The 15,121-nt window shown below is 43.3% G+C and carries 18 protein-coding genes and 1 riboswitch; of the genes, 15 read left to right on the top strand and 3 right to left on the bottom strand.

The annotated features are described in order from the left end of the window. From BMZ22_RS17105 to BMZ22_RS09985, 9 genes are all read left to right on the top strand, one after another. The coding region (locus BMZ22_RS17105) for a hypothetical protein (protein ID WP_218144042.1) at positions 1 to 254 on the top strand (254 nt) is incomplete at its 5' end. Between the two features lie 120 nt (positions 255 to 374). Further along, positions 375 to 1,535: a formaldehyde dehydrogenase, glutathione-independent gene (gene fdhA / locus BMZ22_RS10020; RefSeq protein ID WP_245745328.1), complete on the top strand. Its 1,161-nt coding sequence runs from the start codon at positions 375 to 377 to the stop codon at positions 1,533 to 1,535. A 207-nt stretch (positions 1,536 to 1,742) separates the two neighbouring features. After that, positions 1,743 to 2,471, top strand: coding sequence for a Cof-type HAD-IIB family hydrolase (locus BMZ22_RS10015; RefSeq protein WP_090085039.1), 729 nt, complete (start codon positions 1,743 to 1,745; stop codon positions 2,469 to 2,471). A gap of 133 nt (positions 2,472 to 2,604) precedes the next feature. Beyond that, the gene (locus BMZ22_RS10010; protein ID WP_090085037.1) at positions 2,605 to 2,790 is read left to right on the top strand and encodes a cold-shock protein; all 186 of its coding nucleotides are present in this window, start codon (positions 2,605 to 2,607) and stop codon (positions 2,788 to 2,790) included. 221 nt (positions 2,791 to 3,011) lie between these two features. Next, entirely contained in the window at positions 3,012 to 4,532 is a 1,521-nt protein-coding gene (gene exaC, locus BMZ22_RS10005) for an acetaldehyde dehydrogenase ExaC (RefSeq protein ID WP_090085035.1), read from the top strand. A gap of 38 nt (positions 4,533 to 4,570) precedes the next feature. Next, the gene (locus tag BMZ22_RS10000; protein ID WP_090085033.1) at positions 4,571 to 4,924 is read left to right on the top strand and encodes a DUF779 domain-containing protein; all 354 of its coding nucleotides are present in this window, start codon (positions 4,571 to 4,573) and stop codon (positions 4,922 to 4,924) included. Between the two features lie 167 nt (positions 4,925 to 5,091). Beyond that, entirely contained in the window at positions 5,092 to 5,874 is a 783-nt protein-coding gene (locus BMZ22_RS09995; RefSeq protein ID WP_090085030.1) for a carbon-nitrogen family hydrolase, read from the top strand. Between the two features lie 150 nt (positions 5,875 to 6,024). Further along, entirely contained in the window at positions 6,025 to 7,035 is a 1,011-nt protein-coding gene (locus tag BMZ22_RS09990) for a hypothetical protein (RefSeq protein WP_090085082.1), read from the top strand. Positions 7,036 to 7,115: 80 nt separating this feature from the next. Further along, positions 7,116 to 7,436, top strand: a complete 321-nt coding sequence (locus BMZ22_RS09985) for a hypothetical protein (RefSeq protein ID WP_090085028.1) — start codon at positions 7,116 to 7,118, stop codon at positions 7,434 to 7,436. 55 nt (positions 7,437 to 7,491) lie between these two features. Here the strand turns inward: BMZ22_RS09985 and BMZ22_RS09980 are convergent, their stop codons facing one another. Both BMZ22_RS09980 and BMZ22_RS09975 read right to left on the bottom strand, forming a co-directional pair. Continuing rightward, positions 7,492 to 9,519, bottom strand: a complete 2,028-nt coding sequence (locus BMZ22_RS09980; protein WP_090085026.1) for a penicillin-binding transpeptidase domain-containing protein — start codon at positions 9,517 to 9,519, stop codon at positions 7,492 to 7,494. 140 nt (positions 9,520 to 9,659) lie between these two features. Then, positions 9,660 to 10,604 carry an LCP family glycopolymer transferase gene (locus BMZ22_RS09975; RefSeq protein WP_090085024.1) on the bottom strand — a complete coding sequence of 315 codons (945 nt, stop codon included), beginning with the start codon at positions 10,602 to 10,604 and terminating at the stop codon, positions 9,660 to 9,662. Positions 10,605 to 10,827: 223 nt separating this feature from the next. Then, positions 10,828 to 10,912, top strand: a riboswitch (cyclic di-GMP riboswitch). 21 nt (positions 10,913 to 10,933) lie between these two features. On the opposite strand from BMZ22_RS09975, the gene BMZ22_RS09970 reads away from it, so the two are divergent. From BMZ22_RS09970 to nagB, 6 genes are all read left to right on the top strand, one after another. Beyond that, the gene (locus BMZ22_RS09970; RefSeq protein WP_090085080.1) at positions 10,934 to 11,062 is read left to right on the top strand and encodes an anti-repressor SinI family protein; all 129 of its coding nucleotides are present in this window, start codon (positions 10,934 to 10,936) and stop codon (positions 11,060 to 11,062) included. 72 nt (positions 11,063 to 11,134) lie between these two features. Further along, a complete protein-coding gene (locus BMZ22_RS09965) occupies positions 11,135 to 11,464 on the top strand; it encodes a helix-turn-helix domain-containing protein (RefSeq protein WP_090085078.1) in 330 nt (109 codons plus the stop codon). 154 nt (positions 11,465 to 11,618) lie between these two features. Then, positions 11,619 to 12,113: a VanZ family protein gene (locus tag BMZ22_RS09960; protein WP_090085022.1), complete on the top strand. Its 495-nt coding sequence runs from the start codon at positions 11,619 to 11,621 to the stop codon at positions 12,111 to 12,113. Positions 12,114 to 12,260: 147 nt separating this feature from the next. Continuing rightward, positions 12,261 to 12,404 carry a hypothetical protein gene (locus BMZ22_RS16935; RefSeq protein WP_177183412.1) on the top strand — a complete coding sequence of 48 codons (144 nt, stop codon included), beginning with the start codon at positions 12,261 to 12,263 and terminating at the stop codon, positions 12,402 to 12,404. Between the two features lie 108 nt (positions 12,405 to 12,512). Then, entirely contained in the window at positions 12,513 to 13,676 is a 1,164-nt protein-coding gene (gene nagA, locus BMZ22_RS09955; RefSeq protein WP_090085021.1) for an N-acetylglucosamine-6-phosphate deacetylase, read from the top strand. Between the two features lie 3 nt (positions 13,677 to 13,679). Then, the gene (gene nagB / locus BMZ22_RS09950; RefSeq protein WP_090085020.1) at positions 13,680 to 14,405 is read left to right on the top strand and encodes a glucosamine-6-phosphate deaminase; all 726 of its coding nucleotides are present in this window, start codon (positions 13,680 to 13,682) and stop codon (positions 14,403 to 14,405) included. Between the two features lie 53 nt (positions 14,406 to 14,458). Here nagB and BMZ22_RS09945 read toward each other — a convergent pair whose 3' ends face one another. Beyond that, entirely contained in the window at positions 14,459 to 15,091 is a 633-nt protein-coding gene (locus BMZ22_RS09945; RefSeq protein WP_090085017.1) for a YigZ family protein, read from the bottom strand. Positions 15,092 to 15,121: the final 30 nt, after the last annotated feature.

Raw genomic sequence — 15,121 nt, 5'->3', positions numbered from 1 at the left:
AGACCCTGCAAAGGAGCATTTTCGGCCTCCACCTCATGGATATGCCGGACGAAGGAATGTTTGGATACAATCCTGAGAGACATGGGAGGGTCAGCGACCATGAGTTCTGTGGAGATGGAAAAACGCGCGATTATAGTAAAATTTTCCATCACCTTCCTGGGAAGGTCCGGGTCGTTATCCTCCATTGCATCGGAAAATTCCGAAATGAAATGGATGCAATGAAATCGATGAGGGAGCTTCAATCAAACCCCTGAGAAAATCAAAGTAATTTGGAGTAATTGGAAGAAAATCATTTATTTATAGAGGGAGGTTTTATGTTGGCAAGTAACAGGGGTGTCGTGTACACGGGTGAAGGAAATGTGGAAGTGTAGGATATTGCGTATCCGGATTTGGTGTTGCATGATGGCCCGGGTGTCCCCAAGTCAAATGTGGGTCGGAAATGTGAGCATGGCGTGATACTGAAAAACATCGTTACGAACATATGCGGCAGTGATCAGCACATGGTTCGCGGCCGTACGACAGCTCCTGCAGGTATGGTGCTGGGGCATGAAATCACGGGTGAAGTCATCGAAACAGGGCGCGATGTTGAGTTTATCAAGAAAGGAGATATTGTTTCTGTCCCATTTAATGTGGCTTGTGGTCGCTGTAAAATGTGTCAGCGTCAAGATACACATATTTGTTTAAACGTTAATCCGGAAAGACCGGGTGGTGCTTATGGCTATGTTGATATGGGCGGCTGGGTCGGCGGCCAGTCCGAATATGTCATGGTACCGTATGCTGATTTTCAACTTTTGAAATTTCCTGATAAAGATAAAGCGATGGATAAAATTCTTGATCTTACAATGTTGTCAGACATTTTTCCAACTGGTTATCATGGCGCGGTAACGGCGGGCGTTACGACTGGCTCCACCGTTTATGTTGCCGGTGCGGGTCCGGTTGGATTGGCTGCGGCACATTCTGCTCAATTGCTTGGTGCAGCGGTTGTGATTGTTGGTGACTTGAAAGAAGAACGTTTGAAACAAGCAAGAAGCTTTGGCTGTGAAACGATTAACTTAATGGAGCACGACGATCCAGGTGAGCAAATTGAACAAATCCTCGGTGTTCCTGAAGTCGACTGCGCCATTGATGCAGTTGGTTTCGAAGCATACGGTCATGGGACGGATCATAAAGATGCGCCGGCTACTGTTTTGAACACGATGATGGATGTGGTGGAAGCAGGCGGTCAATTCGGCATACCGGGTCTGTATGTGACAGATGATCCCGGGGCTAAAGATGAGGAGGCCAAACAAGGGTCGCTGAAGGTTCGGTTTGGACTTGGATGGTCCAAAGCACATTCCTTTACCACAGGCCAAACGCCGGCGATGAAATATCAGCGTCAGCTCATGAATGCTATCCTGAATGGAAAAGCTGATATTGCCAATGTTGTGAACGCAACGGTTATTTCACTCGATGAGGCACCGGAAGGGTATGCAGATTTTGACAGTGGCGCTGCAAAGAAATTTGTTATAGACCCGCATGGCACATTAAAAGGCTAATACCTCTTTAATGTTATAATTATTATTAAAAGACTGTTCTGGCATCCATTGTCAGGGCAGTCTTTTTTAATTTCCATTAATAATCTTCTATCCCCTTAATAGTGCTGTCTACATGGCCATTTGATTGCTTAGGACCCCGAAATATATTATACTGACGTGAGATGATGGACTGCCATTTAGGATGGTGTAACAAAGAGAGGTATTTGTATGGATATTAAATTAGTTGCGTTGGATATGGATGGAACACTGCTGAACAATGAAGAAATCGTTACAGCGTTTACCAGGGAAAAAATTGCCCAGGCGCAGAAACAGGGGGTTCATATTGTTCTGAGTACAGGCAGGTGGCTTGGCACGTGTTATCCATATGCCGAATCACTGAATTTGTCATCATATTTGGTAACGTCAAACGGCGGTGAAATATGGACAATTGATAAAGAATTAAAAGAGCGTCATTTGCTTGATCCCGAGCGTATTAAGTTGGTGTGGGAGTTGGCTAAAGACAGGGGACTGGTTACTTGGAGCGTTTCGACAGACCGCGTGTGGTTTGATGAGGCGCCTGACGATTTTTCGGCTCATGAATGGCTCAAAATCGGCTGTAATTCGCTTGATGCGAATAAGCTGGATGAAATTGTAAAAGAACTTTCTTATTATGATGATTTGGAATTGACAAACTCGCTTCCGACGAATATCGAAGTAAACCCAAAAGGTGTCAGCAAAGCAAGTGCCCTTCGTAGTGTCTGTCATGAAATCGGCATTACGATGGAAAATGTCATGGCAGCAGGTGACAGTTTAAATGATATTAAGATGATTCAGGAAGCAGGAATCGGTGTAGCAATGGGCAATGCTCAAGAAGCGATTAAAAAAGTTGCCGATCACGTAACGTCGACAAATGCGGAAGATGGTGTCGGTAAAGCGATTGAGAAATTTGTCCTTTAACACCTGGATTATCAGCTTCTAGATCGTGCTCTAAATCATATACTATATCGTGAGACCAAAAGCGCTGCATAAATTTTACAATTGTATGGGAAAGGCGTATGATAGGAAGAATATCACGAAAGGGGATGCTGTTATGTCGTTTTCCCGAGGACCAAAACAACCTGTACCAGAAGTGGAGACAAATGTATGGGCATGTACAAGTGATGATTGTGCAGGCTGGATGCGGGAATCATTCAGTTTTAATGCGGAGCCTGAGTGTCCGTTATGCAAATCATCAATGGAAAAAGAAGTGCGCGTTCTCCCGGAAGTGGATCAATAAAATAAATTTTTAGTGTCACAACAAAGATTCAGTCGGATGAATGTCTGCCTGAGGTAATTGTAAAGTATGCTGAAGCCGTCTTATTAAATCGGACGGCTTTAATTTTTGCCGGTTAAATCAGTTGTAACTATTCAGAAATTTAATTATAATAGAAACAGAGAGTTCAGCCAGAATTGCCATCAGTTTTGTAAGCGATTACAAATATAGGGGAGGAACAGTGGATGAAATACGCAAATCCAAACACAGAAGGTGCAAAAGTTAATTTTGCGAAGCGCTATGATAATTATATCGGGGGTGAGTACCGGCCGCCGGCAAACGGAAAATATTTTGAGAATGTCAGTCCTGTCACCGGAAAAGTGTTTTGTGAAATAGCAAGGTCTACAAAAGAAGATGTGGAAGCAGCCGTTGACGCCGGCTATGCGGCAAAAGATGCCTGGGGCAGTACAGCTGTGGCAGAACGGGCAAATATTTTAAATAAAATTGCCGATCGTATGGAAGAAAATCTTGAAACGCTTGCAGTGGCTGAAACGTGGGATAATGGAAAAGCAGTGAGAGAAGGGCTTGCAGCGGATATACCGCTTGCCGTAGACCATTTCCGTTACTTTGCGGGAGCCATTCGGGCACAGGAAGGCGGCATCAGTCAAATCGATAATGATACCGTTGCATATCATTTTCATGAGCCGCTTGGCGTTGTAGGCCAAATCATTCCTTGGAACTTCCCGATTTTGATGGCAACGTGGAAATTGGCCCCCGCACTGGCAGCCGGTAACTGTGTCGTATTGAAACCAGCTGAGCAGACACCTGCCTCTATTCATGTATTGTTGGACCTGATTAAGGATCTGTTGCCGGCAGGTGTTCTGAACATTGTAAACGGATTTGGAGTTGAAGCCGGCAAACCGCTTGCTTCGAATAACCGGATTTCAAAAATTGCGTTTACCGGCGAAACAACGACAGGTCGTTTGATCATGCAATACGCATCAGAAAATATTATTCCGGTAACATTAGAACTGGGAGGCAAGTCACCAAACATCTTTTTCTCCGATGTCATGGACAAAGATGATGGCTTTCTTGATAAGGCAATTGAAGGGCTGGTCATGTTCGCGTTGAATCAGGGTGAAGTCTGTACTTGCCCGTCAAGAGCGCTCGTGCATGAGTCGATTTATGATGAATTTATGGAGCGGGCAATTAAGCGTGTAAATGAAATCAATATCGGTCATCCGTTGGATACAGAAACGATGATGGGTGCTCAGGCTTCACAGGAGCAAATGGAAAAGATTAAATCCTATCTCGATATTGGTAAGCAAGAAGGTGCTGATGTACTTGTCGGCGGGGGAGTCAATAAACTGGACGGCGATATGGAAGAGGGCTATTACATTGAACCGACCATTTTCAAAGGCGATAATAAAATGCGCGTTTTTCAGGAGGAAATCTTTGGCCCTGTGCTGGCTGTAACGACGTTTAAAGATGACGAAGAGGCCATGGAAATTGCCAATGACACACTTTACGGACTGGGAGCCGGTGTGTGGACACGCAATATCAATACAGCGTATCGTTTCGGCCGCGGAATTGAGGCTGGACGGGTCTGGACGAATTGCTACCACCAGTATCCGGCACACGCTGCATTTGGCGGTTATAAAAAGTCCGGTATCGGGCGCGAGAATCACTTAATGATGCTGGATCATTACCAGCAGACGAAGAACCTGTTAATCAGTTATGGCGAAAGCCCTGCCGGTTTATTCTAAAGAACTACAAATACGTTTCATTTGAAAGGGTGTGACAAATGGTTGAGCGTGTAACCGCAACAGAAGAAGCCCTGAAATTGATTAAAACACTGGAAGAAACCCATGGGCCGCTTATGTTCCATCAGTCAGGCGGCTGCTGTGACGGCAGTTCGCCAATGTGCTATCCGAATGGTGAATTTCGTGTGGGGGAATCAGACGTATTGCTCGGTGAAATCGGTGAGACGCCTTTTTATATGTCAAAAGACCAATATGAATACTGGAAGCATACCCAGCTGATTATTGACGCTGTGGACGGACGCGGTGGGATGTTTTCACTTGAAGGCCCGGAAGGAAAACGGTTTTTAACAAGGTCACGTGTGTTTGATGAAGAAGAACGGGAAGCATTGAAATAATTGAAAAACCCATACGGTTCATTGGCCGTATGGGTTTTCTAATGTGGCAGTTTGGTATATGGTTGATTTACATAAAATTCTGCCCTAAATGGATGTTATCTGTATATTTTTATATTACAATCATAATAGAGTCTTGATAGAAAATTTATTCTATAGGAGGAGACGTTTTGAAAAAGAAAATTGCATTAATTCAGATGGATATCACATATGGCGATCCGAAAGTTAACTTTGCCCGCGTTAATAAGTGGATCATGGATGCGGCTCAGTCAGGTGCAGACATGGTTGTTCTGCCTGAGCTTTGGGACACAGGTTTTGATTTAAAACGATTTGATGTTCTCGCTGATAAAGATGCCCATGCAACAACAGAATTTTTAAGTGATTTGGCTAAGCAGCACAATGTCACAATCATTGGCGGATCCGTGTCCGAAGCGAGTGAAGACGGCATGAAAAATACGATGCTGGTGATCGATCAGAATGGTGAGCTTGTTCACAAATACAGTAAACTTCATTTGTTTCAGCTGATGGATGAGCATTTGCACCTTGTCGGGGGGCATGATGAGGCAGATTTTGAATTGGATGGTATTCAGTCGGCAGGGTTCATCTGTTATGATATTCGCTTTCCGGAATGGATGCGCAAATCCGCAATGAACGGGGCGAAAGTTATGTATGTTAGCGCGGAGTGGCCAAAACCGCGTATCGATCATTGGCGTGCATTGCTGCGAGCCCGTGCAATTGAAAATCAATGCTATGTTGTTGCCTGTAACCGGGTAGGATCGGACCCGAACAATGAATTTGGAGGCATGTCACTTGTGGTGGATCCTTGGGGTGAAGTCATCACAGAAGGCAATGATGAGGAGAAGATGATCCTTGCAGAAATTGATTTTGATAAGGTGGATGAAGTCAGGAAGCGAATACCGATTTTCCAGGACCGGCGTGAGGAATGGTATTGATTCTGTTTTTTTATTTGGCACCTTCCCAAATTCTGCTATAAGGAATAGTATACTAGAAGGCAATTCATTAACACATTCTTTCTGACCTTGCATAAACTAATTAGGCGAACTTATGATTTTTTCTACGAAAAGGATGTGTTCCGTTTGCCAATGTACTATGTAACCGGTAATACGGCTGAAGGTTTTGTTAATCACCTTGATACAAATTTGCATCATATTAATCAAATCATTGCGCTTCAGCATCCATCAGCCCAACTGAAAACGGCCATGATTAAACACATTGCTGATCGATATAAAGTAAATAATATCGAAATACTCGAAAGCTCATTTGGAAAAGATTACTGCGATGGCATTATCATCCGTGAAAAGGCACTCGCTTTTATAGACAAGCGGATTGCAACGACATTTACTGATAAGGTAAACCTGACAGAAACGTTTCCGGTTAAAGAAGAACGGGATAGTAAAGACATAGACCGCCTTACACAACGCGCATACGACAGCTTTGCGGAGGGCTTGAAAATCCACGATGACCTTGAAGACATCTACATTAACCAAATGGATTTTGATCATGCCGATGCGTTTTCGCAAAAATTTATTGATGATCTGCTTAATAATGTTCCTGAAAAGAATAGAAATGCGCACACATACACGAGACTTTTCGGTACGAATACGGCGGATGGCGTTGTGAATGTTGTGCCGCAGCTGATCGACCCCATAAAACATGTTTATTATATTAAAGGCCGGGCCGGGACGGGGAAATCCACGTTCATGAAAAAAATTGCTGCTGCTTGCACCAATCACGGCTTCGATGTGGAGTTATATTACTGCAGTTTTGATCCGAAAAGTATTGATATGGTCCTTGTTCGTGAATTGGATTTCTGTATTTTTGACAGCACCGATCCGCATGAATTTTTTCCTGAACGGGATGGCGAAATGACTGTCGATTTATATGATGAATTTGTTGCAGCAGGGACAGATGAAAGATTTGCAACGGAAATCAATCAAACGCATGCACGGTATAAATCATATATGAAACAGGGGATTCATTATTTAAAAAAAGCCGGTAACATACGTTTAACTCATGAAAAACACTACATGAAGGATATTTCTGAAGAGCAAATCAAGCAAGAAGTGGAGAATATTCTTCAGCATGGCTTCTAATTTTTGGGGAAAATTGACCTGTGTCAACGAATCCCACCTCCGCATGTTGCATAATGAAGGCAATACAGGAGGTGGGGAACATGGAATTTTTCATTGAACATTATGCGATGGTGTTTGTAGCTGCGATTGCAACGACCGGATTGACGATTATGCTCAGGGCATTTTGGGTCACGCTTGTTCAGGCAGTATTGATTGCACTACCAGTATTTATCACCGCACAAGCACTCATACCGTTTTTTCTTACATTGCAACTTATCCTGACGGCGCTGACGTTGTATAAATTCTTGAAGGCAATCGATATGAACTATCAGCTTGTTTTGGAGAAAACACACGAGAAAGATCCTAAACTTATTAAGGATGAACACCGCGGAAGCCGTTTTTCTTTTTGGAAAATAAATTAATCGAACGCATATGGTATTAGAAAAGTCTGCACGGTTCACCCGAGCAGACTTTTCGTTACTGTTTAACGTCCTTTAGTATGTCGGTTACTTTATCGACGGTGTAGCCGCTTCCGCCACGATCATGCGTGCCTTCCACCATCATGGCGATTAAAATATCCTGGTCTTCTGATGGGTAGCCGACAAACCAGCCGTTTTCTTCACCATTTTCTTCGTCTGCAAGCTTGAGTTCAGCTGTCCCTGTTTTCCCTGAAATTGGAAAGTCCGCATCCTTGGCACCTGATGCTGTGCCTTCTTCGACAACATCCCGGAGTGCATCCTGAATGAGTGTTGCCTGGTCATTTGTGATTAGTCCTTCTTTCCATACTTGGGAATCCTCATTATCAGTAAGGATGGTCGGTTTAAGCATATTACCTTCATTTAAAAATGGTGTATAGGCTAATGCGAGATGCAGTGCACTCACTTCGATTTGGCCCTGGCCATAGCTTGTGTTGGCAAGCTGCACTTCATCATCAATCTTTCCGTTTGTGGATACCGATGATGATGTCATTGGATACTCAAACGGCAGGTCTTCACCAAAGCCGAATTCCTGGAACCCATTGACGAATTGTTCATTGCCCATTTCGACCGCTTTTCTGGCAAAGTAAATGTTATCAGAGCGAACCAGTGCGTCTGTCACATCTACCGGTCCATCAGATGTACTGACCCGACGGACTTTATAATCTCCCCAGCCTTCACCATTGCTCCAAGTCAATCCGTCTATTTCCATGCCTTCACCGGGCTTAATGCTGCCATTGTTAAGTCCGATGGCCGCTGTCACAGGCTTAATTGCTGAACCTGGGGAAAAGGTAGCTGAAAAACGATTGAGCATCGGTTGTTGTGGATCGGTTTGCAGCGTATCATAATCCGATTGGGAAATACCATATAGAAAGGTATCCGGTGTAAAGGATGGGCTGCTGACCAAAGCCAATGTTTCACCCGTTTTTGGATCGATCGCTGCTGCTGTGCCTGAATCACCATCATAGGCTTTGTAGATGGCTTCCTGCACGTCGGCATCAATGGTCGTAACAATGTTTTCGCCATTTTGAGCTTCTTTTTCGGCTATGACCGTTTCGTCCCCATCTTCATTAACTGCTGTTATGGTGGCGCCTTCTTCACCTTTTAATTTTTCTTCATAGAGTGATTCGAGTCCGCGCTGTCCAATCATATCATCTGCATCATATTTCTCTTCATCGAGTTCTTCCAGATCTTCTGCGGTTACCTGACTGACGTAACCTGTGAGGTGTGCGGCTGCTTTACCAAGTGGATAAACGCGGCCGGTCGCATCTCGGAAGGCAACACCGTCGATTTCCGTCAACTGATTGATCGCATTCTCGGCAGACGGCGGCAGTTTCGTGAGCGGCACAAACATGTTTGGCTGCACCCAATCCTGATTAATCAGTCTATCAATCTCTTCTGTCGATATCCCAGCTGAATCTGAAATTTTCTCGATTGTTTGTTCCGAGTTCTCACCAAGATCTTCAGGGACAACACCAACCTCCTGCACATTATCATTGATGGCGAGCGGCATGCGGTTACGATCAAGGATTTCGCCGCGTTTCGGTTCACTGATGTCCAATGATATTTCGCCGCCGTTTTTAATCTCAGGAAAAATGAAACCCGAATCCCATTTAACAAACCAGTTTTCTGCCGTATCCTCGTTTTCTGTTTCCTCTTTTATGAGCGTTGCCTCATAATCAAATGTTATCGGCCCGGCTATCGAGTCCATTTCAACTGTAAATGGAAACTTTGCTGTACCTTTTTCCATAGCAGTGTCCATTTGATCTTCAGACAATTTTTCATAGGATATAGTGAGCTCTGATATATTTAAATCATTGTATATGGCTTGATAACGGTCAACAAAATCTTCGGTTGGATAAGTTTCCGCCGCTTGTGAAGTCAGCATCTCATACATTTTGACGAATTCCTGCTCATTCCAATGGTTAACGTATTTTTCAAAACGTTCCTGTGGGGTTATCTCATCATTTGAACAGGCACTCACCATAAATAGTAATGATAAAAAGGCAAATAAAATAGTTTTTTTCATGTGATCCCCCTCTGTCCTGCTTCTTTCATTATATTATATCATGTAACATGCGCAAGAACATGCACAAATCACCATGAAGAAATCGTAAGAAAAAAGCGGTAAGAGCCACTTATAGCCCTTTACCGCCAACATCTTTCGCGTCACCTTGCTTCCATGTGGGTGCTTAATTCGTTTTTCACACGGTTGAGTTCATCTTCTGAAACAATATAGTACCAAATGTCACCAATGTACTGACCGCTGCCACTCAGTTCCATACTATCAATTGATTCCCTCGCTTGACGATAATCAGTAAACAGCGTACGCATTTGTTCAAAATTTAAGTCAGTCTTCACATTATCACCAATGATATCAAGGATACCGTTCACTTTTGTCACACTTGAAAAGCTCGCAGCTTTATTGATAGCTGCCTGAATAACAGTCCGCTGGCGTTCGTTCCGTCCGATGTCCCCTCGTGGATCGCCTTTTCGCATACGAATGTAACTTAATGCTTCGTCACCGTTCAGATGGATTTCACCTGCCGGAAAATCATAGCCGCCCTGTGAAAAAGCCCGCTCATTCGATACTGTGACACCGTCTAATGCCTCTATACCTTGCTGGAACCCTTCCATATTGACTTTAGCATAGAAATGAACAGGGAGATCGAGCATTTCTTCGACCGTCTCAATGGATAATTCGACGCCTCCAAACGCATAGGCATGGTTTATTTTATCTTCCCCCTCCCCTGGGATTGTGACGCGTGTGTCCCGGGGGATACTCAGCATTTTAATACCATTTATATTAGGATTGACCGACAGTAAGATCATCGTATCTGAACGTCCGTCATCGTTTTCTCGTTCATCAACACCGAGCAGCAAAATATTAAGGGTTTCCTTACCGTCGAAAGCTTTCTCAAGTTCTTGTTTTCGTTCGGGATTATCGTCCCGGGTGAGTGGCTCGTGCATCGTCTCAGCGGTGTCACCGACTTTATCGTATATGTAAAACAGGACGGAGCCAACGATAATCAAAAGAAGCAGCAGGAATCCGCCAAGCCAGTAAGGCCATTTACGTTTCTTTACGGAATGATTTTTCTCGACGCGTGATTTCAAATAAATTCTCCTCTAATTATAATACGAAATTGGACTGTGACCGTTCACTCTATTTTGACTATATGTTATCCATCCAAACATTTCAAGCAGTCCAGCTGAGCAATTAGACCTATTTCGTGATTGAAACTTTCAAATGGTTACAAAACTAGTATGGATATGACAAAAGAAGACACCCGATAAGTGTTGATTTTATAGTATAATAGTCTTGTATAATCAATGTTTCCTTAGAAAAAAGCATACCTGTTGAAAAGCAGGGACGCAAAGCCACGGGTCTAAAACACTAGTGTTATGATGGCCGGACTGCCTGGGAAGTAAATGGGGTGACGCTTATGATAAATGCGGATAAAAACGTGAAATCAGATCCCGAGTGGGTTGCGTTAATCAAAGAGGCTAAGTCAATCGGACTAACGGTTGAGGACCTTCGAAGGTTATTTGAAAATGCCCAAAATAATTCGTGAAATAATCGTTCCCAATATAGAACCGTCTTTATTTTTATGTTATAATCCTCTTTGAAAGAGGGTGTGTGTGTGTTGATCGGTGAAAAGATAAAACAAATGCGGCAGGAAAAAAAGATGTCTATTTCTGAACTGGCCGAGAAAGCAGGCGTAGCAAAATCTTATTTAAGTTCCATCGAACGAAACCTTCAAACAAACCCTTCCATTCAATTCATTGAAAAAGTCAGTGCCGTATTGGGTATATCAGCGAATGACTTAATACGGGAAGATAGAGCCGATGGAGATGTGCAGCTGGATGGCGAGTGGTTGCAAATTGTTCAGGAAGCAATGAATTCAGGGGTTTCAAAGGAACAGTTCAAAGAATACCTCGAATTTTATAAATGGCGCAACCAGCAAAATAATTAGTTTCGGGACCGTGAAGCTGAGGCTTGCGGTTTTTTATTGTGATTCACCGGAATAAAAGGTTCGACGCGCGTTGAAAGCGTGCAATTGTCGAGCTTTTACAATGGCCATGTTAGCTTAGAAGCACGTTTACTAATTGTTGATCCAGGGTGATGTAATGTTGAAATATTTATACTGGTTGCTGCCTGTCGGCTGGATGGGGGTTATTTTTTACTCATCGGCTCAGCCATATGAAAATCAGGACGTGAAGCCGATTTTGGCAAGCAAGTTCGACTTATCGTTTTTGACGCCATATTTGGATTGGGTTGTAATGACATATCACAATTCGGAAGTGAGTATTCGAGCACTCGGGATTGAAGGCTTTGTGGAATTTTTTATGCGCAAAGGTGCTCATCTCGGTGTTTTCTTTATACTGATGTGTTTATTTGTTATCGCGTTAATAAAGACAAGCAGTTTTAAATGGAGCGTCACATTGGCTGTATCGTTTTTATTAACAATCGCATATGCTGCAATAGATGAGTTTCATCAGGGTTTTACTGCAAATCGAACGCCGTATGTCGGTGATGTAATCCTCGATGGAGCCGGGGCCTTAATAGCTTTGATTCTGATATTCTTTTTTCGCCGTTTTCGGACAAAAAAACACAGCACATAACGAAATGATATACTGATGTGATAAATTTCGGCAACTTTTAACTGCAAAATGTGCTATGATATGAGTATATTTAATCTCATTGGATTGTCCAACCAACTTGTGAAGGCTACTGAAGAATTCTAAACTGTGAACAAAGGCGGTTATTAAATGGCGGAACAGGAACGATATAAATATTTAATGGAAAAATTGATTAAGGAAACAGAGTCCTCAAAGATTCAATCGGCTGAAGAACTCGTTCAAAAATTAGTCAACGAACTATCAGGTGAAAAATCTTACACACCGGATCATTAACAAACAAAAAGCTGCATTTCCTTAAGGAATGCAGCTTTTTAACGAATGGACAGTCCGGCCTGGGAAATGCTATGTTAACGATTAGAATTAGCAAGGGAATGAGTTGTAATGGAGAATAAAATTTATATACAAAACACAACCATTTTCACGGAAGAAGACGGCAAGATCAATGGGTCATTATTAATTGAAGATGGTAAAATTAAAACGCTACATATAAATGAAGAAGCACCGCCCGCAGGAGCTGCTTTGATTGATGGAGCGGGGCTCAATCTGATTCCCGGATTTATTGATGGCCATATCCATGGTGCGGCGGGAGCAGACGTAATGGATGCCACGACAGAAGCATTGGATACAATGGCCGGAGCGCTGCCCGCAGAGGGTACAACTAGTTTTCTGGCGACAACGATTACACAAGCTTATGAACAAATTGATAAGGCGCTTAAAAATGTAGCAGATTATCATTCGAAACAGGGCAAGGCAGAAGTGATCGGTGCCCATCTGGAAGGCCCTTTTATTGAAGAAAGCAAAAAAGGTGCTCAGCCTGCAGCGTACATTATGGAGCCGGATATTGGTCAATTTAACTATTGGCAGGAGCTCTCAGCCAATTCAATCAGAACAATCACGATGGCTCCGGAGCTTGATGAAACAGGTGAATTTATGTCGTATTTGTATGAATCCGGGGTAAACGTTTCCGCGGGGCATACAAATGCAGGATTTAAAGAAATAAAAAAAGCTATTTCATATGGGCTGCGGCAAATGACGCATTTGTGCAATGCGATGAATGGCATTCATCATCGTGATATAGGTGGCGTTGGTGCAGCATTTCAACTTGAAGAGCTGCGGGCGGAATTGATTGCTGATGGCATTCATGTGACACCGGATATGATCGAGCTGATTTTTTCGAATGTCGGCAGCGAACGATTAATTCTTATCACAGATGCAATGCGGGCAAAATGTTTGAGCCCTGGACAATATGAACTTGGCGGACAGCCGGTAAATGTTACGGAAGATCGTGCTGTTTTGGAAAACGGGTCATTGGCCGGGAGTATTTTAAAAATGTATCAAGGCGCTCAACAAATACTTAACTTGAAAGAAGCTTCAATTTCCGATGTTGTGCGAATGGCATCGGAGAACCCTGCCAAACAATTGAACGTTTTTGACAGGAAGGGCGGTATCAAAGCGGGAAAAGATGCAGATTTACTGCTGGTGGATGAAGAATTGAATATTAAATATACGTTTTGCCGTGGTGCAATAGCATATCAGGAGGGGTAATGAATGAACATTATCGAGGTAAAAAGCTATGATAAAATGAGTGAAAAAGCGTGTGCGTTAATTCTTGACCAACTCAAAGAATCAGATAAATCCGTGCTGGGGCTTGCGACTGGTTCGACACCTGAGGGGATGTACCAGCGATTAATTGAGCAATTTAATGCTGGGAATGTGTCATTTAAGAATGCCACCACATTTAACCTTGATGAATATGTCGGATTAGCTGCAGATGATCCGAATAGCTATAAGTATTATATGAATGACAAATTGTTCAACCATATTGATCTGCCGGCGGAACGCGCTTTTGTGCCCAGAGGAGATGCAGCGAATTTGGAACAGGAATGCCGTGATTATGAGAAGCGTATCGCCGAAGCCGGCTATGTCGATCTGCAAGTGCTCGGTCTCGGTTTGAATGGCCACATCGGGTTTAATGAACCGGGCACGCCATTGAACAGCCGGACGCATGTAGTGGACTTGGATGAATCAACACGACATGCCAATTCACGTTTTTTTGCAACGATGGACGATGTGCCAAGTCAAGCCCTTACGATGGGGATTGGAACAATTATGGAAAGCAGGCAAATCGTCATGCTTGTATCCGGTGAGAAAAAAGCTGAAGCGGTAAGGCAGCTCGTCAACGGCAAGGTGACGTCGGAAATGCCGGCTTCAGTCCTGCAAAATCACGAAAATGTTACATTAATCGGTGATACTGAAGCACTGTCGAAACTATAAGACAGTGCTTGTTTTTTTGTGAGCAGACTTTTCCCATCGAAAGCACGCTCTGGTTATACATCAATTTCAACGTATGCGGTTCCTTTATCAGCAAACTCGGCTTGGTCACTGGTTAGGTTGACCATCCAGTCTTGAAATTCTGTTTCCTGTCCATCGGGAACATAGACGATAAACTCGACATGTTCCAGATAATTAATTGATTCCAAAATATAATCCGAGTTACGCAGTGCATTTTCGAGTTTTCCAAGCAGACCGTAATTGACAACAACTGAAAAACCTTTCATCAATTTGCGTTCTACGATACCTGCTGTTTGCAGCGCCTGTGAAGTTGTACTGCTGTATGCACGAATTAACCCGCCGGCCCCGAGTTTAATCCCGCCGAAATAACGCGTGACAACGACAGCGGTGTCTTTTAAGTCCTGTTTTTTTAAAACTTCCAGGATCGGTACACCGGCTGTCCCGCTTGGTTCGCCGTCATCATTTGCTTTTTGGATTTGGTTATGTTCACCTATCATGTACGCTGAACAATTGTGCGTCGCATCATGATGTTTCTTTTTGATACGTTGAATGAATTCCTGCGCCGCTTCTTCGGTCTCAACACGTTTGACGTAACCGATAAATCGTGACTTCTGTATGATTATTTCGTCAAAATCTTCCTGTTTTACTGTATAATAGTTGGATAACATATTGCGTTTTACCTCCTGGGGGATTGTATA

It is taken from the genome of Lentibacillus persicus (assembly GCF_900112705.1).
Taxonomy (GTDB): domain Bacteria; phylum Bacillota; class Bacilli; order Bacillales; family Amphibacillaceae; genus Lentibacillus; species Lentibacillus persicus.
The sequence above is the reverse complement of the archived record's forward strand: the minus strand, read 5'-3'. Positions and strand labels throughout refer to the sequence as shown.

What these genes read in the sequence shown, in the direction of transcription:
- BMZ22_RS10015 (WP_090085039.1), top strand. Translation starts at nt 1,743, where the DNA reads ATGGATATTAAATTAGTTGCGTTGGATATGGATGGAACACTGCTGAAC.
- BMZ22_RS10010 (WP_090085037.1), top strand. Translation starts at nt 2,605, where the DNA reads ATGTCGTTTTCCCGAGGACCAAAACAACCTGTACCAGAAGTGGAGACA.
- exaC (WP_090085035.1), top strand. Translation starts at nt 3,012, where the DNA reads ATGAAATACGCAAATCCAAACACAGAAGGTGCAAAAGTTAATTTTGCG.
- BMZ22_RS10000 (WP_090085033.1), top strand. Translation starts at nt 4,571, where the DNA reads ATGGTTGAGCGTGTAACCGCAACAGAAGAAGCCCTGAAATTGATTAAA.
- BMZ22_RS09990 (WP_090085082.1), top strand. Translation starts at nt 6,025, where the DNA reads ATGTACTATGTAACCGGTAATACGGCTGAAGGTTTTGTTAATCACCTT.
- BMZ22_RS09985 (WP_090085028.1), top strand. Translation starts at nt 7,116, where the DNA reads ATGGAATTTTTCATTGAACATTATGCGATGGTGTTTGTAGCTGCGATT.
- BMZ22_RS09980 (WP_090085026.1), bottom strand. Translation starts at nt 9,519, where the DNA reads ATGAAAAAAACTATTTTATTTGCCTTTTTATCATTACTATTTATGGTG.
- BMZ22_RS09970 (WP_090085080.1), top strand. Translation starts at nt 10,934, where the DNA reads ATGATAAATGCGGATAAAAACGTGAAATCAGATCCCGAGTGGGTTGCG.
- BMZ22_RS09960 (WP_090085022.1), top strand. Translation starts at nt 11,619, where the DNA reads ATGTTGAAATATTTATACTGGTTGCTGCCTGTCGGCTGGATGGGGGTT.
- BMZ22_RS16935 (WP_177183412.1), top strand. Translation starts at nt 12,261, where the DNA reads ATGGCGGAACAGGAACGATATAAATATTTAATGGAAAAATTGATTAAG.
- nagA (WP_090085021.1), top strand. Translation starts at nt 12,513, where the DNA reads ATGGAGAATAAAATTTATATACAAAACACAACCATTTTCACGGAAGAA.
- nagB (WP_090085020.1), top strand. Translation starts at nt 13,680, where the DNA reads ATGAACATTATCGAGGTAAAAAGCTATGATAAAATGAGTGAAAAAGCG.
- BMZ22_RS09945 (WP_090085017.1), bottom strand. Translation starts at nt 15,091, where the DNA reads ATGTTATCCAACTATTATACAGTAAAACAGGAAGATTTTGACGAAATA.